This is a genomic window from Arcticibacter pallidicorallinus (assembly GCF_003002875.1).
Lineage (GTDB): Bacteria > Bacteroidota > Bacteroidia > Sphingobacteriales > Sphingobacteriaceae > Arcticibacter > Arcticibacter pallidicorallinus.
The window spans coordinates 32,631-55,673 of the sequence record NZ_PVTH01000011.1; the positions used below are offsets into that span (position 1 = coordinate 32,631).

Sequence of the window (23,043 nt, forward strand, 5' to 3'; positions counted from 1 at the left end):
GTTTAAGTATGACGGCGATATTTAGTAATTTCGCGAAATAAATATCCCCACACATTAGCATGATTTCATTACTTACGCCTGCGCACTGGAAAGACTACGAACTTATTGACTGCGGAAATTTCGAAAAACTAGAAAGATTCGGAAACATAGTTCTTATCCGTCCCGAGCCTCAGGCAGTATGGTCAAAGCAGCTCCCCGAGTCTGAGTGGCAAAAGAGGCACGACATCAAATTTAAGGGACGCTCTGCCACTTCGGGTGAATGGGTAAGAAAGAATACCAAGGCTCCTGATCGCTGGCATATTACTTATAAGAATACGGACATCGAAATTAAGTTCCGTCTGGGTCTGACATCCTTCAAGCATGTCGGCATCTTTCCTGAACAGGCGGTAAATTGGGATTATATCTCGGAGACCATCAAAAAATTCGAAACACCACAACCCAAGGTATTGAATCTTTTTGCCTATACAGGGGGGGCTTCCCTTGCGGCAAAAGCGGCAGGTGCAGACATCACACACGTAGACTCTATCAAACAAGTAGTTACCTGGGCTAATGAGAACCAGGAAATTTCGGGCCTTAAGGATATCCGCTGGGTGGTTGAAGACGCATTAAAGTTCGTCAAGAGAGAGATTAAAAGAGGGAGAAAATATAACGGTATCATACTAGATCCACCTGCATACGGGCATGGTCCGAATGGTGAGAAATGGAAGCTGGAGGATCATATTCTGGAAATGATGAATGACGTTTCGAATCTTTTGGATGAGGAAGAGCATTTCATGATCTTGAATACTTATTCATTGGGCTTTTCGTCTGTCATTGTTGAAAATCTGATAAAGGACGTGATTAAAAAACCGACAAATCTCGAAAGCGGCGAATTATATCTGCAGGCTACTGCCGGCAGTAAGTTGCCCCTGGGCGTCTTCGGGAAACTTAGAAGATTCAAAGCGTAACAACAGATTCTTCGAGACGTCGGGAGATTGAGAGAAGTGAGCTATCTATAGCAGAATGCAGCAAGTCTGAAGCGCCAGCAACCAGGAAGAATTTATTTCCTATAGAACAAACCCCCAAAGTCTACAGTAACTTTGGGGGTTTTACGTTGAAGATATCCTGATAGGATGGAAGGCATTTTAAGAAAAGTCCGAGCCCTACAAGATTACAATCCGGTATAGGCTGAATTCTGGGTAATCTTTGGATTCTGTTGTATCACGTTTTGAGGTATAGGCAATATCAACTGCCCTTCGTTCTGTATTGGCTTTGTCTTTTTCACCACGTCTAAAGCCCTATTTGTTCTTTTAAGATCAAATAGCCTATGAAATTCAAGCGCCAATTCAACCCTTCTCTCATGTTCGAGAGCGAGCGCTAAAGTTGGATACTTCGCCGTTGGATAACCTGCAGAGCCAAATGCCGGCAGCCCTACCCTGCTACGCACCTCATTTAAATACTTGGGATCATTCGTTGCCTCTGATAACATGAGCAGAACATCTGCATATCGTAGCACCACAAAGTTGTTATTGCTGAGTTCTCTGCCGCTAGGGGCAGGTGCCGTTTTATCTACCCATTTATTCTGAAACTTGATCGGAATGAATGTTCCGTTCTTGTTTGTGTATCCAGTTGAGATCGACACATCTCTTCGAATATCGCCCTCCTCATACTCATTATACAGGTCATCTGTAACTTGATTCATTCCACCGCCAAATAACGTCAGCACGAAGTTTTCCGTTGGAGCAAACTCTGTCCAATAGTTACTGTAAGGGTTTCCTGCACCTCCTTTAAACTGAATTTCGAATATTGATTCGCTGGTGTTCTTTATCGTCGCCCCCCAAAGCTGAGCGTATTGAGGCACCAACGTGTATTTTCCGTAAACTTCAGTCAACACCTGGGTTGCTTCTGTCTTTCTGTCCAACGTCAGATATACCTTACCGAGCAGTGCCTGTGCGGCGTACTTAGTTGCCTTTCCCGGAGTTGATGCAACAGCAGCCGGCAAGGGCAGATACTGAGAAGCGTAATTTAGGTCTGCAATTATCTGAGCGTAAACATCCGCTACCGGCGAACGAACGACATCATAGCTTTCAGTAGCCGACAGCGCCTTCGTCACCAATGGAATATCTCCCCACATCTGAACCATATTGAAATAATACAATCCTCTCAAGAACATCATTTGCGCTTTTACCGACTCTTTATACGCATTGTCAAGAGATGCGCCCTCTATTTTATCCAGAACGATATTAACATTATACAAGGCTCTGTAGCTTTCCTGCCAAAACCGGTAAACTTCAGTATTGGATGGCGCAAGACTAAAGTTCTTAAATGCGACTCGGTCTGCCTGGATTCCAGCCACGTTATAAAGCGTAGCATTGTCAGACATTTGCTCAGCAAAGTAAGATACACCGCTGGCAGGAGCATAAAAAGTATACAGCGTTGCATAGGCCGCATTTACCGCAAGTTCGAAGTCTTGGGTAGTCTTATAGAAATTGGCTGCATTAGAATTTGATATAGGTGCCATATCTAATGATTTCTGGCAGCTTGACGTGATAGTTCCTAAGAACATCAATACAAGTAATTTGCTTATGTTGAGTTTCATTTTCTTCTGTGTTATAATTTAAAAATCAAACTTAGCTCCGAAGGTTATGATTCGGGGGTTGGGATAAGAACCGTAATCTACACCTAGAAACGCACCTGAAGGTACACTCACGGAAGAGCTGGCCGAAGGCACCGCATTGGAGTAGATATTGGAATAGGATGTTGAGCTATACGTTGTATTTTCCGGATCATAATTTAAATAATTACTCCATAAGTAAACATTCTCAGCATTCATGAAAACACGTATTCCTTTTACGGGCGACTTAACGAACAGCTTCGAAGGCAAAGCATAAGAAATGCGGATGTTTCTTAACCTCACAAAAGTGGCATCTTCCACCCAGTAGGATGAAAACTTTTCCTGGTACCCCTTCGGTGCGATTGTTGGCTTGAAATGTCTTCCATCGCCTGGGTCAGCTTCAGATTTCCAGTAATTAGCGACCTCTGCATAAGCATTTCTGCCACCATTCCAAATACCATTATAACGAATTAGCTGATTGGTAATTTCACCTCCAAATGAACCCTGAAGCATGAATGACATCTCAATACCTTTGTATGAAAAAGAGTTCGTTAGTCCGGCTATGAAATCCGGTTGAATATTCCCGATGGTAGTTCTGTCGGCCTCGGTGATTTTTCCGTCTCCGTCTACGTCTCTTACCCGCGGATCACCAGGAGTAGTAATTCCATCCCCTCTTGCAGGCCCTGCATCGATCTCTGCCTGATTCATATAAACACCGTCGAAGATGTATCCGTAGAAATTAGAAATAGGTTGACCGACTTCAGTTTTGACTTGAACTACAAAATCAGTGTAAATTAAAGGTGCATTTCCGGGTCCCAATTGCAACACCTTGTTTCTGTTGAGAGAAACGTTAAAGTCAGTTGTCCAGTTGAATTTTCCGACTATATTCTTTGTGCTCAAGCTTCCTTCAAAACCTTTGTTTCTAAGTTTCCCGATATTTGTGAGCTGTGTCGAAAAGCCTGTAATATCCGGAACGGGAACATTAAGCAGTAAATCGTTGGTAGTGGAGTTGTAATATTCGGCACTTACATTGACACGATTTTTAAACAGGCCGAGTTCAAAACCTGTATTAAACATATTGGTTTTCTCCCATTTCAAATCCGCATTCTCAATGTTAGTCACGTTTAGTCCATTCGCCAGGTTATTACCGTAGACATAGTTCGAAGATCCCAGAAGTCCAATCGAACCATAATTAGGAATTTGATTATTACCCGAGACACCGTAGCTGGCTTTAAGCTTAAGACTGCTCACCGCTGCAACGTTACTCATAAATCCTTCATCAGATACAAGCCAACCGGCAGAGATTGAGGGGAAATAACCGAACTGATTATTCTTACCGAATCTTGAACTGCCATCTCGCCGAATTACTCCCGAAAGGAAGTATTTGTCCTTGAAATTATAGTTCAACCTTCCCAGATACGACAAGAGTCCCCACTCATAAGCTAATGTAGTACCTGAGTTTACGGTTCCGGCATTTAATGTGGGTACCAAATCATTTGGAAAATTACCGGCACCTAGCGCCATATACTCATCTCTCTGCTGCTGGTAGGTAAAACCCAGTAAGGCACTCAAATTATGATCCCCAAACTTCTTGTCATAATTCAGCGTATTTTCCGTCAACCAGTTGAACATGAATCTCGAGTTCGCACTACCTTGTGCAGGCAAGGCGGAAGAATATCCGAATTTCTGATCTTTATTCCAGAAAAAGTTGAAGCGTGTGTTCAGTAAATTGGCATTTATGCTGGTTCTAAACTTCAAACCGTCCGTGATTTTGTAGTCGGCAAAAGCAGTTCCCAGCGTTGTAAACGACTTGTTCTGCTTGTCCGCCTCCCTAGTCAGCGAGTATGGATGCCATAATTGTAGATCCGTGTACTGGGCAAACCTGTACCATTCGGAATTGGGATCTTTGAAACCGAGGTTACCGTTTTCATTATAAATCGGAAAGATAGGGTCGCTCTGTAATCCCAGACTCACTGCATCACTTTTTCCTTCTATACCGTCGGTCCGGTCATATAAAGCTGTCAATCCAAGGTTAAGACCTACAGAGATCTTCTCGGAAATCTTTTGTTTAATATTTGATCGAACAGTAAGTCGTTTGTAGTAGTTATTGTCCATAACCGCTTCCTGATCGAGGTAAGCACCCGAAAATAAGAACTGCGTCTTCTCCGAGCCTCCCGAAACCGATACCTGCGCATTATGAGAACCTGCCTTTCTAAACATAACGTCCTGCCAGTCTGTACCTTTCCCCAGGCGAGCCCTTAAAGCTGGATCTGTAAAATCAACCGGAATCCTGTAAATGGTTGGTCTTACTTCATTGGGACTGCTAATATCTCCTCCCGCTGCCAGATAAGCGTTATTATGAGCATCTATATAATATTGGACGAACTGCTGAGCATCCATCATGTCAACCTTTCGGGTTAACTCCTGTGTCCCGTATTCATAGTTGGCATTAACCTGTGTTTCTCCCACTTTGCCGAGTTTAGTCGTTACGAGTACGACACCATTAGATCCGCGGGATCCATAAATAGCCGCAGACGAAGCATCTTTCAAGACTTCGACGGACTGGATATCCTGCGGATTTATGTTATTAAGATTAAAGTTTTCAATCGGCAAGCCGTCTACAACATACAAGGGGCTCGTTCCCGCCGTAATAGAACTGGTACCCCTGATACGTATATTCGGACTTTGCCCGGGTGCTCCCTGAGACTGCGTAATATTGACACCCGGCAACTGGCCTGCGAGCGCTTGCGTAACGTTGGTTACCGAGCGGTCCTTGAAGTTATCGTAGTTCACCGATGCAACCGAACCTGTTACCGCTCTTCTGCTCTGTGTACCATAACCAACTACGACTACCTCGTTCAAACTCTTCGACTCTGGTACAAGTCGAATTTCTAAAGCAGAACGATTGCCTGCGTTGATCTCCTGCGGTTTATATCCGATATAAGATATCAGGAGAATGACGTTTTCCTCCTGTTGAACATTCAGAACAAAGCGACCCTGAGCATCGGAACTCACTCCTCTGTTAGATCCCTTTACTTTCAGACTCACGCCAATCAGAGATTCTCCATCCTCGGCACTTAATACCCTTCCTGTGATCTGCCGAGTCTGAGCCTGCACAGTAATCGTAAGGAGAATTACATAGAACAGTAATGCAATTTGTTTCATATTGATGTTGGTTAGCGCATGTAGACATGCAATGGAAAATTGGTTAGCTTCTTTGATAGGTAAACGAAGGTAGAATCAAAGAATAAACTAAAATATAAAAAGTAAATGAAAATTAATGACGAAAATGATAAGTATTTTTCACCGGAATCGATAAAAATACTTATCAATGAAAAATAAACATAGAACGGACTTCATGATTGCTATAGCGGTAGATACTCACGACCACAGTAAGTTCTGTAGTATAAATTTTTAGCAGCCGGCAATAGCCGCCTTCCAGCCAGCATATGCATGAGTCACCGCTGCTAGGTCTTCTGAGGGGTAGTGGGCTGCCGATTTTGCATTCAGAGATCCTAACTGGTCAAGATCGCGGTATACTCCACACTGCAGTCCGGCAAGATAGGCCGCACCCAGGGCAGAAACATCCGGCAATCCTCTATTCGCTACTTCTTTATCTAGCAGATCAGCCAGGAACTGAAGAACGAAACCGTTAGCGGTAATTCCTCCATTCACCATAAGTTCTTGAAGCTCTATTCCCGTATCTTCTTCCATCGCCGTGATCACATCCTTGATCTGGTATGGAATAGATTCCAATGCAGCTCTGATGATATGACTTTTAGCCGCACCAAACGTGAGGCCATTTATTGATGCTTTTCGGTTCATCTGCCAGTATGGAGCGCCCAGGCCACTAAACGCCGGAATAACATAAACGCCGTTTGTATCTGCTACAGAATTTGCGAGACTTTCCGTTTGACGTAGGTCATCGAACAAGCACAGCTCATTCTTAAGCCATTCCAAAGTTGCGCCGCAGGATACGATAACCCCCTCAAGTGCATAGTCAACCTGACTAGCAGTACTCCAGCAGATCGTTGTGATCATTCCATTGCCGGAAATCCTGGGCTCTGAACCAATATTCATCAGTATCGAACATCCGGTGCCAAGTGTAGCTTTTGCGGATCCGGGAAGAAAACAGCCTTCACCAAATGCCGCGGCATGAGAATCCCCGATCATTGAGCTAATAGGTATCTTTCTTCCAATTAACCCTTCAAAGTCAGTTTCTCCGAATAAGTAAGATGATGGATTCGGTTCCGGAAGATTTAACTTGGAAAGTCCAAAAGCCTCAAGCAGCTCTTTATCCCATGCCAGAGTGTGCAGATTGAAGAACATCGTCCTTGATGCGTTGGTGTAATCTGTTTGATACTTCAGGCCTTTCGTCAGACAGAATAACAGCCAGGTATCAACAGTACCAAAGTAAGCTTGTCCTTCGTCCACGGCTCTCCTTACCGTCTGAACATTTTCATACAGCCATATCAGCTTGGTGCCAGAAAAATAAGGATCAATAATAAGTCCCGTTTTTTTATTGATTGCCTCTCCCAGCCCTTCTTCGCTCAGCCGGGCACAAACCCCTATTGATCGTTTACACTGCCAAACTACAGCATTGTGTAATGGAGTTCCTGCAGCGTCCCAAATCACAAAGGTCTCCCGCTGATTGGATATACCGCATGCTTCTATGTCTTCGACACGTCCGCCCCCGGCAACAAAACTATCGACACAGTTCCTTACCGATGTTAGTACGTTCTCATAAATACCTCTCGGATCCTGTTCTACGAAGCCCTCACCGGAAAATATGCTTTTCAACGACTCAGTAGATTTACATACCGCCTTCCCTTGTTCGTCAAACAGAAGAACCTTAGTACTACTGGTGCCTTGATCAATTGAAAGAATATACTTACTCATTATCTCGATTTAGCGTTTGATTTGTCAATTATAACGGCCAAAAGAATAACCATACCCTTAACCACCTGCTGCCAGAAAGGAGAAACATTCAGCAAAACAAGACCATTATTCAGCACTCCTATGATAATAGCTCCGAGTACGGTCCCCAATATTGTTCCTTTACCCCCCGAGAGTGATGCTCCTCCTATAACCACAGCTGCAATGGAGTCTAGCTCATAACTAACACCCGCGTTAGGTTGAGCCGAGTCCAACCGCGAGGTGACCATTAAACCGCCTATAGCTGCCAACCCACCTGCAATGGCGTAAACAATAATCTTCACTCTCCCGATATTAATGCCGGACAGCCTCGACGCACTCTCATTCCCGCCAATTGCATAGATATACCTCCCAAGTCGCGTCTTATTCGTAATGATAACGGCAGCAACGACAACAAGTGCCGAGATCCAGACTGGCACAGGTACGCCTAAGAGCCAACCGGTGCCTATATATGCAAAATTCTCGCCCAGACCTGATATAGGGTGGCCTTCCGTGTATAGCAAGGTAAGTCCCCTCGCTATAGTTAGCATCGCCAAAGTAGCCACAAAAGGCGGCACATTGAACCGTGTAATCACCCAGCCGTTAAAGCCGCCTATGAACGTGCCGCAAAACAGACCTACCAGGATAGCGCCAAGCAGCGTAAAGCCGATATAAAGATCGACAGGCATTATTCCTATCCCATCACTCAGCAAACCTGCGGTTATGGCCCCGCATAAAGCCAGCACCGATCCTACCGAAAGATCTATACCGGCCGTCAGCACAATAAGCGTCATACCTACCGAAATGCAGACATTAACAGAAATCTGCCTCATCACATTCCAGCCGTTCGAAACGGTAAGGAATTTGTCAGACAACAAACTGATTAATAAGCAAATCACGAATAGTGCGATCAGCGACTGAAATTTAATAAAATACGTTTTATACAATTTTAAGTTCATCGGCTCAGTTAAATTGATTTCGGAATAGCTGCTTTAAGAATATTTTCTTCTGTAGCTTCTTCAATGGCGATTTGGGCGGTCACATTTCCTTCGGAAAGCACCATGACACGATCTGAGACAGCCAGTATCTCAGGCAACTCAGAAGATACCATTATTATCCCTAATCCCTGACCAGTAAGATCAAGCATGAGTTTATAGATTTCATTCTTCGCATTGATATCAATACCTCGCGTAGGTTCATCCAGAAGCAAAATCTTAGGATGAGTAGCCAGCCATTTGGCAATTACGATCTTCTGCTGATTGCCCCCGCTTAAAGAACCAGCGGTCTGCTTACTCGAAGAAGACTTGATATTCAGATCACTGCGGTACTTCTCACAAAGTTCAGTCTCCATTCCCATATGTAAGAGGCCTAATACTTCTCTTTCCTTCAGAGTCGTAATAGCAATGTTTTTCTGAACGTCCAGCCCTAATACCAGGCCGTCTTTTTTGCGATCTTCAGGTACGAGTGCCAGTCCGGCCTTAATTGCTTCTATGGAAGAACTGTACGTATACTCCTTTCCTCCAATACGAATAGCTCCGCTGGTATACTTGGGGTGCTGCCCAAATATAGCCTCCAGCAACTCTGTTCTTCCGGCTCCCATAAGGCCGAAGACGCCTAATATCTCGCCCTTATTCAGACAAAATGATATATCATTTAATAGATATTCCCCGCTGCGCTCCGGATTTTTGAGGTATAATTTCTCAACTTCAAGAAGCTCACAATTCTGTGCCTTACTACTTCGGTTGCGAACTAGCCGAACTTCTCTTCCGACCATTTTCCGGATGATGTCGTTGGTTTGTACATCTTTCATCCTCCCGGATTCAATCAACTTCCCATCCCGCAGAACGACATACCTGTCAGCGATTTTAAAGAGCTCATCAAGCTTATGAGAGATATAAACCACCGCCTTATTTTCCTTCCGGAGATCGTTGATAATTTCAAAAAGCACCTTGACCTCATTGTCGCTAATCGCTGATGTAGGTTCATCCATGATGATCACTTCGGATTCTGTCAATAGAGCCTTAGCGATCTCAACAACCTGCTGCTGTCCAACTTTCAGATCGACTACCAGGGTATCAGGATCGAGGTTCAATTTTAGCCTTTTCAGCAGCTCCAGCGTTTTCAGGCGCATAGCTTTCTTGTCCAAACCACCCCAGGCGGTAAGTTCCCGACCTAAAAAAATATTTTCTGTAATACTTAGATATGGAATCAGGTTCAGCTCCTGGTGGATAATAGCAATTCCGCATTCCTGAGCATGCTTCGGACTGCTGAAAGTTACCAATTTGCCCCTTAGCAGGACGCGTCCCTCATAGTCGGCATAGACCCCCGAGAGGATCTTCATCAACGTAGATTTTCCAGCACCGTTCTCGCCTACAATTGCCGTCACCTCGCCGGCATGAATCTCAAGATTGATATTATCAAGCGCAGCGACGCCAGAGAAGTGTTTACTTATATTTTCGACTACTAGCATAAGATCCTGATTATTTGACAATTTCCAGCTGAACTGGCGTTACCTCAAGGTCATCGAGCTTCAGAAATCTCCTGTTCAGCTCCACTGCTCCTATAAAACGAACCACATCCCCCTCCTTTACTTCTTTCCTGAAAGGCGGCAGGATCTCTTTACGGATGATCTTATTTAAGCCTGCAGATACTTCGTTAAACTCAGAGGTATTTTTGAAGGCATTCATATTAAGTAGTCCGGAAGCATCTCTGACAGAGTTGCCATACACCAGCTCCGTCTCAATACGCAGCTTAAAATTGCCATCTCTTCCCAGGATAAGCAGCTCGACCTGATTATCAGCAATCATAGTAGTCTGTCCTTCCCCCTTCACCATAAAATACTGTAGATCGCCAATACCCAATGCATGTGCATAGGCGGCGAAGGTCTCCTCGGGATCTGCTTTGACACGAGTTACAAGATCCTTAATATCTATAGCTTTATCCATGGAAAGGGGCAATTTATTCTCCCAAAAATCTCTGGTATAGGCTTCCATATCTGTATTATCCCCCGACTCTGCTCTTCTTACATCACTCAGCTTCTCAAAGTACACCGAATGATAGCTGATAAATAAAAGAGCCGCAGCCGCTATAATATATTTCAATATTTTCATAGCCTACTCGGAAAGGTAATTGTTAATATTAGCTGAAGTAACCAACTCCACTGCCACAGGAACCTTCTGCGGAAAGTCTCGCTTGCCACTGAAATACTCCTGAGCATAAAGGGCTGCGGTTTCTGCCATGATTTTTGGATACTGCATTCCGGTAGCTTTTATCTTTCCAGCCTTAACAGATTGGAGTACATCATCTGCACCATCAAAGCCGAACACCTGAACATGATCCGATTTACCCGCAGCCACCAGGGCCTGGTAGGCGCCCATTGCCATTGCATCATTGCCACAAAACACTCCATCTATGTCCGGATTCGCCTGTAAAACAGACTCCATAACCTCCATAGCCTTATTTCTGTCGAAATCTGCACTATGCTGGGCAACCATCTTTAACTCCGGAAAATCATCTACCACACTATGAAAGCCCTTTGACCTCGCCCAGGTATTGTTGTCGCCAACGAGCCCCAATATTTCTACATACTTCCCCTTCTTGTTTAACTGCTTCACAAAATACTTACCCATTGCAATACACCCGGAGTAACTGTCTGACAAGATCTGCGATGTAGCCACCGTAGTAGAATTCACCTCTCTGTCCATACAAAATACAGGCACATCTGCGGCTTTAGCCTTTGATATATTGGTTATAGAACCATCGGCGTCAGTTGGATTGAACAGAATAGCATCAAAGCCAGACGTAATGGCATTTTCAAAATGATCTGCTTCGAGCGCTGTATTATTTTGGGAATCAAAAATCTTCGCCTCATAACCTAAGTCCGCTGCTTTTTTCGCCGCTGTTTCAGCCAGCACCACAAACCATGGGTTATTTAGTGTAGAAACGATTATCGCTATCTTTTTAGGTTGTTCTGTTGCCCCGCGATTGGTGCAGGCGTTAATGGTCATGCAACAGAGCAGCAGAAAGAAAATGCAAGTTTTCCTCGTCATATTATAATTGGTTAAATAGGTCAGTTGCTTAAGGCATTTCTCTCGAAATCAACAAATCAGGTCATTTCAATAGAGTTAGCGCCACCTGCGTAATGCCCTCGCCGGAGATTCCATAGTGATTAAAAATATCGTTTTGCGAACCTGTTACCGTGTATTCATCCGGAATACCTATGATCTTGAATTTGTTGTTGAATCCATTTTCCATTAAAAATGAAGCGCAGGCTTCTCCCAGTCCACCATAAATACTGTGCTCTTCAACGGTGATAATAGGCACACCTTTTTGAGCCACTTTAGCGAGAAGATCATAATCCAATGGCTTAATAGTATGCATGCTAACAACGGATGATTGGAGCTGATACCCTGAGTGCAGCCTTTCAGCCGCCTCCAGCGCGGGATAAACGGCTTCTCCTGTTGCTATAATTACCAGATCTTCTCCCCTTAGCACCTCTCTCCCCTTTCCAAACTCGAAAGTGCGTTCAGCCGTCGAGGGGAGATGTGGCATATTCTTCTTTCCAAACCGTAAATAAACCGGCTTATCCAGGGCAGCTGCTTGTTTTATAGCCTGCTCGGTCTCAAAGTTATCGGCAGGCGCCGCTATTATCAAATTATTGACAGCCCGCAGCGCCGCAAAGTCGTGCAGACTATGATGGGTAGAACCCAGGGCGCCATAACTTACTCCTGCACTGATACCGATCAAATTGACAGGGTTGTCTGAGTACGCTACATCATTTTTGATCTGCTCGAAGGACCTTGCGGTAAGAAAGCAGGCAGGTGAAACGGCAAATACTTTTTTGCCCGTCGACGCAATCCCTGCTGCAACGCCAACCAGGTTTTGCTCGGCTATGCCAATCTCGATCAGCTGTTCAGGAAACTTTGCCCCAAAGGGAACCAGTTTACCCGACCCCCTCGAGTCGCTCGTTACTACAATGATGTGCTTATCATTTTCAGCCAGTGCTTGCAGTGTATTAGAGAAGGTCTCCAAGTTTGCCAGCCCGACAACCTGAGTCTCACTTTTAATTTCTTCCAATGCTCCCATATTATATTGTTTCCATTACCTCATCCAGCTCAAGCTGTGCTGCGCGGTACTGATCTTCTCCCGGCACTCCATGGTGCCACTTGAGCTGACCCTCCATATAACTAATCCCTTTACCTTTCACTGTATGTGCGATGATTAAACTTGGCTTATCCGGTTCAAAAGGCAAACTGTCGAAAGCCTCCCGTAGCTGACGATGGTCATGACCATCTACCTCGCGCACGGCCCAGCCGAAGCTTTCGAACTTCTTGTCTATCGGATCCGTATTGCAGACATCTATAGTCCGGCCAGAAATCTGAAGCTTGTTATGGTCTATAATTGCACAAAGATTGTCCAACTTGTAGTGTGATGCCGTCAAGGCGGCCTCCCAGTTAGAACCTTCCGGAAGTTCACCATCACCTAACAACGTAAAAACGCGATAGGATTTCCGATCCAGGCGTGCAGCTATGGCGTTCCCTACACTGAGGGAAAGTCCATGACCGAGCGCTCCTGTGTTTTGTTCAACGCCATGAACTTTTCTGGTAGGATGGCCTATATAATGCGACTGATACTTACATAACGTTTCCAGATCTGCTTCAGGAAAGAAACCTTTGTCCGCCAGAACAACATACAGCGCTTCCACGCAGTGCCCCTTACTCTGAATATATCTGTCACGATCCGGTGAATCAAAATCCTCCGGTGAAACATTTAAAACGGAGTTATAAAGCACGTTAAGAATATCAATACACGACAAACTCCCTCCTGTATGTCCCGCCTTCGCTCCATAAATATATTTCAGGATCTTCTTTCTATATTCAACCGACTTCCTTTTGAGTTCTCGCTCTGTCATAATATCGAGTTAAAGTTTCCTAATGCTCGTAAATTTCCCAACCGAGGTAATTCCCGAACGCTTCTTTTAAAATTCCTGCGGTCTTGGAGGCATTCATCACCACATGGTGTTCAAAACCGTTTCTACATACATATTGCATCAGACCCTGCATATTGTCGATCTGAGCTACTGCCCTGTTTCCGAAAGTATTCAGTGCATCATCTGTAAGCCGGCCTTCCCCAAAATAAGCCTTAATGACACCTCGGGTGTCATCTGTGCTGATCCGTCCGAAAGTAAGGGGCATAGCTGGAGTACGGCCTGAAAGTGCGCCATATGTATTCTCCACTCCTACCGTTGTTCCGAGAATGGGTGCAGTGCTTATCTCTATATCAGGTAAGAAGGATTTCGCCCAGTTACCACAGTGAAACAGTACACATTTATCTTCATCGGAAGCATAGTTATTGTTCCAGTCGACAAGCGCACTCGGTGAGCCCGAAGCCAGCTGCATCGCATACATGGTAAGCGTACCCGTCACATCAACCTCGCATGCACTAGGCAGCATATTTTCGCTCATCATGCTCATACTGGTGCAGACATTGCAACCGTAATTTTTTTGCAAGGATGTCCAGCATTGAATAGCGGAAGCATCGAGAGCGTTATCATTCATAAACCTGTTCAGAACAACATCCAACTTTGCTATCTGAATCAATGCTTCCGAAGGAGCAGATCCCGTCGGCGTATAGCTGGCAATGCGCTCAAGATGATCTTTTACTATCTGATCGTCTTTCGTTAGTTTGTTGGCATCTCCCAAAATTTCCGACAGATCCACCGTCACTACGGAAATCCCCTGACGTTGCAAGATTTTCTCGCTATACCTTACCGTATTAAAACCTCCCGGCCTTGCACCTACCGCACCAATTCGGGCATTGCGGAGTCCTTTCACCACCCGGCATACACCTAAGAAATCACTGAGATCCTGTGTAAAAGAAGGATCCGAAGGACTTACCACATGTTTGGCTGTAAGCGTATACTTGATTCCAAATTGGTACAGGTTGTTGCATACGGATATCTTTCCGCACCACGAGTCCCTGCGTCTCGCCAGATCCAGCTTATCTAAATCGTCCGGATAGGCCTGAATGAGTACCGGCACATTAAGTCCCGATAACTTAAGAGTCTCTGCTACTCCCCGTTCATCTCCAAAATTTGGAAGCACTACCAGCACTCCCATTATTTCCTCTTTATGCTTTTTAAATAGGTCTGCACACTTCCGGGCATCGTTAAACGTCTCTACTCCGCCCAGCTTGGTTTCCCAGTCTTCCAATAAGATGGGTTTGATGTTCAATTTCTCCAGTACTTCGAGAATTTCAATGCGTGCATCGGCAACCAGTCTGTCTGGAAAAAAGTCCCTGTTGCCTATTATTACTCCTAAACTAATTCGTTCTTTCATTATTGGCTAGCTTGCTATAATTAATTCGATATCGTTATCACTAAATAGATTCTTGTATTTTTCTTCAATTCCACCGTCAGTGATTATGTAGTTGATCAGGGAAAGTGCCCCCAAACTGGCGAAAGAGCTTTTCCCGATCTTGGTAGAATCTGCTACCAGATAAGTAGTGTCCGCAGCATTGATCATTGCCTTCTTTACAACCAAATCGCTGATACTCGGATAGGTAAGCCCAGCTTTCAAAGAGAGTCCTGCAGTTGCTAGAAAAAGCTTTTGAACATTCAGCCCCGTAAAAAAGTCCGCCGCCTTCTGTCCTGTCAGCGACAGCGTAGGTGGCTTAAACTCTCCGCCAGTCATAATGACCTCAATGCCCGGTTCGGCGCCAAGCATTAATGCGATATTGAGAGCATTGGTAATAACCGTTAAGTTTTTTATACCCTTCAGTTTCTTTGCTATCTCCGTAGTGGTCGATCCGGAGTCCAGAATAATGGTATCACCACTTTCTATATATTCGAGGCACTTATTAGCGATAAGCTCTTTCTTGTCCAGATTGTCTTGATTGCTCAGCGAAAAAGTCTTTACCTGATCTTCAACATTCTTTAAAAATGCCCCACCATGCTCTCGCAACACCAGGCCATCTTTCTCCAGCTTTTCAAGATCCTGACGAATCGTTACTTCTGTTACCTTAAAAAGCCTGGCAAGATTGATCACCTTTGCGGAGCCATCTTCCTTCAATAGCTCAAGAATCTTATCCCTTCGTTGGTTAGCGAGCATAGTTGTCAAATTGTTAGTATGCTCAAAAACGATAATGGTCCTCATCGCTGAGCTGGAATCAAAAATAAAAAACAATAATTAAAAAACGAAACAAATCGAAAGTATTAAAAGAAAACAAGCTTCGTTTCCTTTGCCTATATTTCTATTTAGCGGCAGCTAATGCTCAGCTGTAATATTTCGTCCGCCGGGTTAAATGGTTTTTATCTTCCATCTTTGGTCTCGTTTCAATAGACATCCCCCATGATAAGCAGAAGGGATAGGCTTTATGAAATCTTTTGACTAATTTGCTCGAAATATTATTTATCTAATGATTAAAAAGTACTCCATCTTACTATTACTTACTGCAGGGATTTTCACACTTGGATGTAGTGAAACAAAAAGCAACGGCAATAACCAGAAAACGCCTTCCGCCGAGTCTGCTAAGGCCCCTCAAGAGACTGAAGAACAAGAAGCAGTCGCTTCAACGTTAGACACAGCTGCCTATAATCTTAAAAACCGGGATTTAGCAAATGGAGACACCTCTGGATACTGGCCTGTTAAGAACCAACCGTACCCACTGAGCGGAGCGATCCTACCATTTAAACGTGTAATTGCCTACTACGGCAATTTATACTCCAAACGCATGGGAATTCTTGGTGAGTACGCGCCAAAAGAGATGCTATCACGCCTTAATGTGGAGGTAAAAAAATGGGAAAAAGCCGATCCGAAGACTCCCGTACAACCAGCGCTGCATTATATTGCAGTCGTGGCACAGGGTGATGGAGGAAAAGACGGTAAATACCGCTTTAGAATGCCTGAGAAACATATCGATTCTGTGATCAATATGGCCAAGACCATCAATGCTATAGTATTCCTTGATATCCAGGTATCACTCAGCACGATTCAGGACGAACTTCCCCTGTTGGAAAAATACTTAAAGCTTCCTAATGTTCATCTGGGGATCGATCCGGAGTTCTCTATGAAAACCGGTGCAAAGCCTGGATCCAGAATCGGAACCTATGATGCTGCCGACATAAATTACTGTTCTCAATATCTTGCCAGGCTGGTAAAAGAAAACAACCTTCCCCCGAAGATTTTTGTCATACATCGTTTTACACGTAAAATGGTAACTAACACCAAGAACATCAAACTTCGTCCGGAAGTACAGGTGGTCATGCATATGGATGGATGGGGAGAGCCGGAGCTCAAAAAGGGCACATACCGTCACTTCATTTTCCCGGAACCGGTACAGTTTGCAGGATTCAAGATATTCTACAAGAATGACCTTAAAAAGGCTCCCAACAGACTTATGACGCCTGAAGAACTGCTTAAGCTTAAACCACAACCCATATACATTCAGTACCAATAAAAATACAAAGGTTTTTAAACCATGTAACCGCATATCTGTTTACAAATTATGGCACTAGAACAAGCAACATTTGGCGCAGGGTGTTTTTGGTGTACTGAGGCGGTCTTTCAAAACTTAAAAGGGGTCTCAGCATGCACATCAGGCTATATGGGTGGTGAGGTGATCAACCCCACCTATGACGAGGTGTGTGGTGGCGATACAGGACATGCGGAGGTGATTCAAGTAGATTTTGACCCTGAAGTCATCACTTATGACGAATTACTCCTGGTCTTCTTCAAAACCCATTCCCCTACCACATTGAACCGTCAGGGAAATGACGTCGGAACACAATATCGCTCAGTGATATTCTACCATTCTCAGGAGCAGAAGAAGTCTGCAGAAAACATGATAGATCAGCTTACGAAGCAGAATGTGTTTGACAAGCCAATAGTAACTGAAATCACACCGGTATCGGAGTTTTACAAAGCGGAAGATTATCATCAGAACTTTTTCTCCACTAATCCTAACAAAGCATATTGCGTCTTTGTTATACAGCCAAAGCTCGACAAGTTCAGCAAGGACTTCCAGGATAAGCTCAAATAAAAAAACTTAACAACAAAAAAGCCGTCTGCAGATCTGCAGACGGCTTTTTCTGTTAAAAGAGACCTAACTGACCCTTATCATCTATATCGTCAGGATTGGTTATTTCGAGCCTGACATCCTTTGATTTCTTTTTTGTCTCCTTTTGCTCGGGTAAAACTTCCGGCAACGAAGTATCTTCTAAATCAAGCTGAGCAACTTCCTTCTCCGCCTCGTCATCTATCTTCTCAGCCTCCACAACTTCCTCCAGAGAGGTGTCTGGAACAGGATCTGGCACATCTTCCTCATCATCGTGTTCGGCAATCAGCTGAATATCTTTGATGTCGTATTGCGAAAGCTTGTTTCCCTGAGCCTTCATTCCCTTCACATCGATAACATCCGCAAGATTAAGCTCTATGTGTTCAGCGGTTTGGTTCTTGCCTTTCAAAATCTCAACCGTCACAACAGGCTGCGCGGCTCCGGATATAAGCCGAAGCTTAGAACCCGGTTCTTCACTGATGATACTTACCGTTTTACCAATTGAAATATCGTCAAATGTGAACCGCTTAACATAATAATTTTTCGACTTACCATCGTAATGAACCACCGTATACACTTTATCTGCATCGTACTTCTCAATAAGAAGCATCTTATCATCAAAGTGATTGGTCAGATCAAAGGAGCTCAGTTCATAAATACCTGAGGCCATCACGGTCAGGATCTTATCGGGCCCATCGAATTCACCCAGGTATAGACCCCTGCCGTCTACGTTCAGACGCTTCAAAATACCATCGTACCAGATCTTACGGCCCGATAAGGTAGAAATCCCTTTATTCTTTAATAAGATCTTACGAATCGGATAACGCGTTACAATGTTACCCATAGAGCTCCGGCCCTTAATCGCTATATCGGCAAAGTTTACTTCCAGCTGCAATTTCTTCAGCTTAGAATGGGGTTTCAACTGTATAGTTACCACCTCCGCCTCTCCATTTGGGTTTGCTGTGAAGTATAGCAACTTAGACCCTTTAGTACCTTTGGTCAGGTCATACTCTTTATCACGTGTGACGCCGAGAACTGCAAACCGCTTAATATAAGACGTTCCGCTTTCTCCGTCCTTGTAAATCATGTTATATATCGTACGCTCATCCCCTTTCTTGAAGACCGCAACGTGTTCAATATCCTTACCAACAAATACCTTCTCCTGCACCTTCGTTACCAGGAAGGCTCCAGACTTACGAAAAACAATGATTTCATCCAGGTCGGAACAGTCGCATACGAATTCATCCTTTTTAAGACCCGAACCGATAAAACCATCCTCCCTGTTAACATACAACTTCACATTTGCTAAAGCCACTTGCGCCGCCTCGACGCGGTCAAATGTTCGCAGTTCAGTCTTCCGTTCTCTGCCCTTACCATACTTCTCCCTGATGCGTTCGAACCAGGCGATAGCGTAATCCGTAAGATGCTTCAAGTGATGACTTACTTCCTTAATGCCCGCATTAAGAGCCTTCAACTGGTCATCCGCCTTTTTCACATCAAACCGGGTGATACTACTCATTGGCTTGTCAATAAGCTTTTTATAATCTTCCGGAAGAATTTCGCGGTAGAACTGCGGGAAGAAGGGCTCAAAAAGGTCGTTCAATACCTGAACTACCCCTTCAAACGTCCCTGAATTTTCATATTTCGGATGTTTATACATCCCTTCCTGTATGAAGATTTTGAGTAGTAATCCGAAGAATATCTTTTCCTTAAGTTCAAGCAAACGTATTTCAAGCTCACGCTCAAGCAAGTTCTTGGTGTTCTGAGTATTCTCGATCAGAATATCGTTTACGCTTAGAAAATGCGGTTTGTCGTCGCGTATCACACATGTATTGGGTGATATCGATACCTCACAGTCTGTAAACGCGTAAAGCGCATCAATTGTAACGTCGGGCGATATTCCCGGAGCTAACTGTACAATGATCTCGACGTTTTGAGCTGTGTTATCCTCAATGCGCTTGATTTTGATTTTACCCTTATCGTTTGCCGATATGATACTGTCAATCAAACTGCCTGTAGTAGTGGAAAAGGGAATCTCCGTAATAGCGAGCGTTTTCTTATCCCTCTCCTCTATTTTAGCTCGAACACGCACTCTTCCCCCTCGCTGCCCCTCATTGTAATTGGAACAGTCTGCCATTCCCGCTGTTGGAAAATCGGGAAGCAGATCAGGCCTCTGCCCCTGCAATACGCCTATAGACGCATCAATAAGCTCAATGAAGTTGTGGGGCAGGATCTTGGTTGCCAGTCCCACCGCAATTCCTTCGGCACCTTGCGCCAGAAGCAAAGGAAATTTGACAGGTAGCGTAATCGGCTCCTGATTCCTGCCATCATAGCTTGCCTGCCATTCAGTGGTATCGGGATTGAAGACTACATCGTTCGCAAACTTGGACAGCCGTCCCTCTATGTAACGAGGAGCAGCGGCCGAGTCTCCCGTCATGGGATCGCCCCAGTTACCCTGCATATCGATCAGCAAATTCTTCTGGCCTATTTGTACCATCGCATCACCGATCGACGCATCACCGTGGGGGTGATATTTCATCGTATTTCCAATGACATTCGCCGCTTTATTGAAGCGACCGTCATCCATCTCCTTCAGAGAATGAAGTATGCGCCTTTGAACAGGCTTGAAACCGTCATTGATATGTGGAACGGCCCTGTCGAGAATTACATAGGATGCGTAGTCAAGAAACCAATTTTCATATAAGCCGTTAATGAGTGTGGCATTTTGTAATTTATCTTCCTGCTCATTCGTGTTATTTGATTCGTCGCTCATTCTATTAGTAAAGATCTCTGGAATGCTGTAAAGATAACAGTTTTAATTTAAACAGCTTCCGAAGCAAGGCCCCCATAGGCTTGCCCGAAAATAAAAAAACCCGGTGCAGGCACCGGGTTCATCACTTCTTATAAAGACTACTCTTTAGTAGAATCCTTGTCACCTTCAGGCAACTGAGGCTCTTTCTTCTTCTTGGAAGGAGTTGCTTTCGGAGCTATTGTAATAGCGTCCGTTTCCTTGTTATAATCCACTTCCATCACCTGACCTTCTGCCAGCTCGCCCTTAAGAATCTCCTCGGCGATAGGGTCTTCCAGGTACTTCTGGATAGCTCTCTTAAGCGGACGGGCACCAAATTGTGAGTCGTAACCCTTTTCAGAGATAAACTCCTTAGCTCCGTCAGTAAGAGAGATTTCATAACCAAGCGCATTGATCCTGGAGAACAGAGAAGTAAGCTCAATATCGATAATCTTGAAGATGTTTTCTTTAGACAACGAATTGAACACGATCACGTCATCAATACGGTTCAGAAACTCAGGCGCAAAGGCTCGCTTCAAAGCATTTTCAATAACACCTCGGGAGTGTGTATCCGCCTGTGATGATTTTGCAGTTGTCGTAAAACCAACTCCCTGACCAAAGTCCTTCAACTGTCTGGCACCGATGTTCGATGTCATGATGATGATGGTATTACGGAAATCCACCTTGCGACCCAAGCTATCTGTAAGCTGACCTTCGTCCAACACCTGCAAAAGGATATTGAACACATCAGGGTGAGCTTTCTCAATCTCATCAAGGAGTACAACCGAGTATGGCTTGCGACGAACTTTCTCAGTCAGTTGACCTCCTTCTTCGTATCCCACATATCCCGGAGGCGCTCCCACCAATCGGGATACCGCGAATTTCTCCATATACTCACTCATGTCTATCTGAATCAGTGAATCCTCACTGTCAAACATAAACCTCGCGAGTTCCTTCGCTAACTCCGTCTTACCTACTCCTGTAGGACCAAGGAAAATGAATGAGCCGATAGGTTTCTTAGGATCTTTCAATCCTGCCCTTGTCCGCTGAATAGCTTTCGTTAACTTCTTAATCGCATCGTCCTGTCCGATGATCCTTCCGGCCATCAGTTCAGGCATAGATAGTAACTTCTGACTGTCTGTTTGCCCCACACGCTGTACAGGAATGCCGGTCATCATAGAAACTACCTCGGCTACGTTATCTTCAGAAACAGTATACCTCTTGGTTTTGGTTTCCGCTTCCCAGGCACCTTTGGCCCGTTCCAGTTCTTCAAGCAGATGTTTCTCGGTATCTCGTAGCTTCGCCGCTTCTTCGTATTTCTGACTGCGTACCACCCTATTTTTTTCAACCTTGATCTCTTCGATCTTCTGCTCAATATCGATAATCTCCTGAGGGACGTGAATATTGGTCAGGTGAACCCTCGATCCAGCCTCATCCAGAGCGTCAATCGCCTTGTCAGGCAAGAAGCGGTCAGTAATATATCTCGATGTTAAACTAACACAAGCATTGATTGCCTCTGGGGTATAAGTCACACCGTGGTGTTCTTCATACTTCTCTTTAATTCTGTTCAAAATCTCAATGGTTTCGTCCGGAGTTGCCGGCTCCACCATCACTTTCTGGAAACGGCGGTCTAAAGCTCCATCCTTCTCGATGTACTGACGGTACTCATCCAGTGTCGTGGCACCCACGCATTGAATTTCGCCACGTGCCAGCGCTGGCTTGAACATATTAGACGCATCCAGTGAGCCTGAAGCTCCGCCTGCGCCCACTATCGTATGAATCTCATCAATGAACAGAATCACGTCCGGAGACTTTTCCAGTTCATTCATAACGGCTTTCATACGCTCTTCAAACTGACCGCGATATTTGGTTCCCGCTACCAGAGAAGCAAGATCCAGAGTAACCACACGCTTGTTAAACAACACACGTGAGACCTTACGCTGTACAATCCTCAGTGCAAGACCCTCTGCTATTGCAGATTTACCAACCCCGGGTTCCCCTATCAGAATAGGGTTATTTTTCTTTCTCCGGGATAAAATTTGCGATACCCTTTCGATTTCCTTGTCTCTCCCAACAATAGGATCGAGTTTACCTTCCTCCGCGGCCTTGGTAAGATCACGGCCAAAGTTGTCCAGAACAGGAGTCTTTGATTTAATGTCCGATACTTTCTTTGGCTGACTGAACGAAGATTCTTCCTCACGAAAGTCATCGTCTCCCGCAGCAGAGCCTGATGCCTCATCTCTGAAACCGTCTCTGTTCTGTTCTACCTCTGCCTTGAATATATCGTAGTTGATGTTGTATTGCATCAGTATCTGAGATGCGATATTATCATCATCCCTCAAAATTGATAACAACAAGTGTTCTGTACCAATCACATCACTCTTGAAGATTTTCGCCTCCAGGTAAGTGATCTTTAAAACTTTTTCAGCCTGCTTGGTTAAGGGAATATTTCCCAGATTTGCAGTAGTGCCAGAAGTTCCTTTAACCGCGTCTTCAATAGTCCTGCGCAAACGCGCGGTGTCTACCGTGAGTGATTTCAAAACCTTTATAGCCATACCATCTCCCTCACGGATTAAACCAAGCAACAAATGCTCTGTACCGATGTAATCGTGCCCTAAGCGAAGAGCTTCCTCTCTGCTATATGAAATAACGTCTTTGACACGGGGTGAAAATTTAGCTTCCATTTAATAACCTT

General features: G+C 44.6%; 16 protein-coding genes. 3 read left to right on the forward strand and 13 right to left on the reverse strand.

Annotated elements, in window-relative coordinates; genetic code table 11:
- The first annotated feature begins 59 nt into the window (after window positions 1–59).
- Window positions 60–947 (forward strand): class I SAM-dependent methyltransferase, encoded by an 888-nt coding sequence (locus tag B0I27_RS15050; protein ID WP_106294836.1) that lies wholly within the window; start codon window positions 60–62, stop codon window positions 945–947.
- A 203-nt stretch (window positions 948–1,150) separates the two neighbouring features.
- On the opposite strand, the gene B0I27_RS15055 is transcribed toward B0I27_RS15050, so the two are convergent.
- The 11 genes from B0I27_RS15055 to B0I27_RS15105 all read right to left on the reverse strand — a co-directional run bounded on the left by B0I27_RS15055 (window position 1,151) and on the right by B0I27_RS15105 (window position 15,615).
- Window positions 1,151–2,500, reverse strand: a complete 1,350-nt coding sequence (locus B0I27_RS15055) for a RagB/SusD family nutrient uptake outer membrane protein (protein ID WP_245925528.1) — start codon at window positions 2,498–2,500, stop codon at window positions 1,151–1,153.
- Between the two features lie 96 nt (window positions 2,501–2,596).
- Window positions 2,597–5,758, reverse strand: coding sequence for a SusC/RagA family TonB-linked outer membrane protein (locus B0I27_RS15060; protein ID WP_106294840.1), 3,162 nt, complete (start codon window positions 5,756–5,758; stop codon window positions 2,597–2,599).
- A gap of 249 nt (window positions 5,759–6,007) precedes the next feature.
- Window positions 6,008–7,492 (reverse strand): FGGY family carbohydrate kinase, encoded by a 1,485-nt coding sequence (locus tag B0I27_RS15065; protein ID WP_106294842.1) that lies wholly within the window; start codon window positions 7,490–7,492, stop codon window positions 6,008–6,010.
- Window positions 7,492–8,466, reverse strand: a complete 975-nt coding sequence (locus tag B0I27_RS15070; RefSeq protein ID WP_106294844.1) for an ABC transporter permease — start codon at window positions 8,464–8,466, stop codon at window positions 7,492–7,494. The genes B0I27_RS15065 and B0I27_RS15070 overlap by 1 nt, the downstream gene beginning before the upstream one ends.
- Window positions 8,467–8,474: 8 nt before the next feature.
- Window positions 8,475–9,977, reverse strand: coding sequence for a sugar ABC transporter ATP-binding protein (locus tag B0I27_RS15075; RefSeq protein ID WP_106294846.1), 1,503 nt, complete (start codon window positions 9,975–9,977; stop codon window positions 8,475–8,477).
- A gap of 10 nt (window positions 9,978–9,987) precedes the next feature.
- Window positions 9,988–10,617 carry a DUF2291 domain-containing protein gene (locus B0I27_RS15080; protein WP_106294848.1) on the reverse strand — a complete coding sequence of 210 codons (630 nt, stop codon included), beginning with the start codon at window positions 10,615–10,617 and terminating at the stop codon, window positions 9,988–9,990.
- Between the two features lie 3 nt (window positions 10,618–10,620).
- Window positions 10,621–11,556: a D-ribose ABC transporter substrate-binding protein gene (locus B0I27_RS15085; protein ID WP_106294850.1), complete on the reverse strand. Its 936-nt coding sequence runs from the start codon at window positions 11,554–11,556 to the stop codon at window positions 10,621–10,623.
- Between the two features lie 61 nt (window positions 11,557–11,617).
- Window positions 11,618–12,592 carry a transketolase family protein gene (locus tag B0I27_RS15090; RefSeq protein ID WP_106294852.1) on the reverse strand — a complete coding sequence of 325 codons (975 nt, stop codon included), beginning with the start codon at window positions 12,590–12,592 and terminating at the stop codon, window positions 11,618–11,620.
- 1 nt (window position 12,593) lies between these two features.
- Window positions 12,594–13,418 carry a transketolase gene (locus B0I27_RS15095; RefSeq protein ID WP_106294854.1) on the reverse strand — a complete coding sequence of 275 codons (825 nt, stop codon included), beginning with the start codon at window positions 13,416–13,418 and terminating at the stop codon, window positions 12,594–12,596.
- Between the two features lie 19 nt (window positions 13,419–13,437).
- Window positions 13,438–14,844, reverse strand: a complete 1,407-nt coding sequence (locus tag B0I27_RS15100) for an L-fucose/L-arabinose isomerase family protein (RefSeq protein WP_106294856.1) — start codon at window positions 14,842–14,844, stop codon at window positions 13,438–13,440.
- Window positions 14,845–14,850: 6 nt separating this feature from the next.
- The gene (locus B0I27_RS15105; protein ID WP_106294956.1) at window positions 14,851–15,615 is read right to left on the reverse strand and encodes a DeoR/GlpR family DNA-binding transcription regulator; all 765 of its coding nucleotides are present in this window, start codon (window positions 15,613–15,615) and stop codon (window positions 14,851–14,853) included.
- Window positions 15,616–15,922: 307 nt separating this feature from the next.
- Here B0I27_RS15105 and B0I27_RS15110 point away from each other — a divergent pair, with 307 nt between their 5' ends.
- Window positions 15,923–16,963, forward strand: a complete 1,041-nt coding sequence (locus B0I27_RS15110; RefSeq protein ID WP_106294858.1) for a hypothetical protein — start codon at window positions 15,923–15,925, stop codon at window positions 16,961–16,963.
- A 48-nt stretch (window positions 16,964–17,011) separates the two neighbouring features.
- Window positions 17,012–17,545, forward strand: a complete 534-nt coding sequence (msrA, locus tag B0I27_RS15115) for a peptide-methionine (S)-S-oxide reductase MsrA (RefSeq protein ID WP_106294860.1) — start codon at window positions 17,012–17,014, stop codon at window positions 17,543–17,545.
- A 52-nt stretch (window positions 17,546–17,597) separates the two neighbouring features.
- Here msrA and B0I27_RS15120 read toward each other — a convergent pair whose 3' ends face one another.
- The gene (locus B0I27_RS15120) at window positions 17,598–20,333 is read right to left on the reverse strand and encodes a DNA gyrase/topoisomerase IV subunit A (RefSeq protein WP_106294862.1); all 2,736 of its coding nucleotides are present in this window, start codon (window positions 20,331–20,333) and stop codon (window positions 17,598–17,600) included.
- Window positions 20,334–20,470: 137 nt separating this feature from the next.
- Window positions 20,471–23,032 carry an ATP-dependent Clp protease ATP-binding subunit gene (locus B0I27_RS15125; protein ID WP_106294864.1) on the reverse strand — a complete coding sequence of 854 codons (2,562 nt, stop codon included), beginning with the start codon at window positions 23,030–23,032 and terminating at the stop codon, window positions 20,471–20,473.
- Window positions 23,033–23,043: the final 11 nt, after the last annotated feature.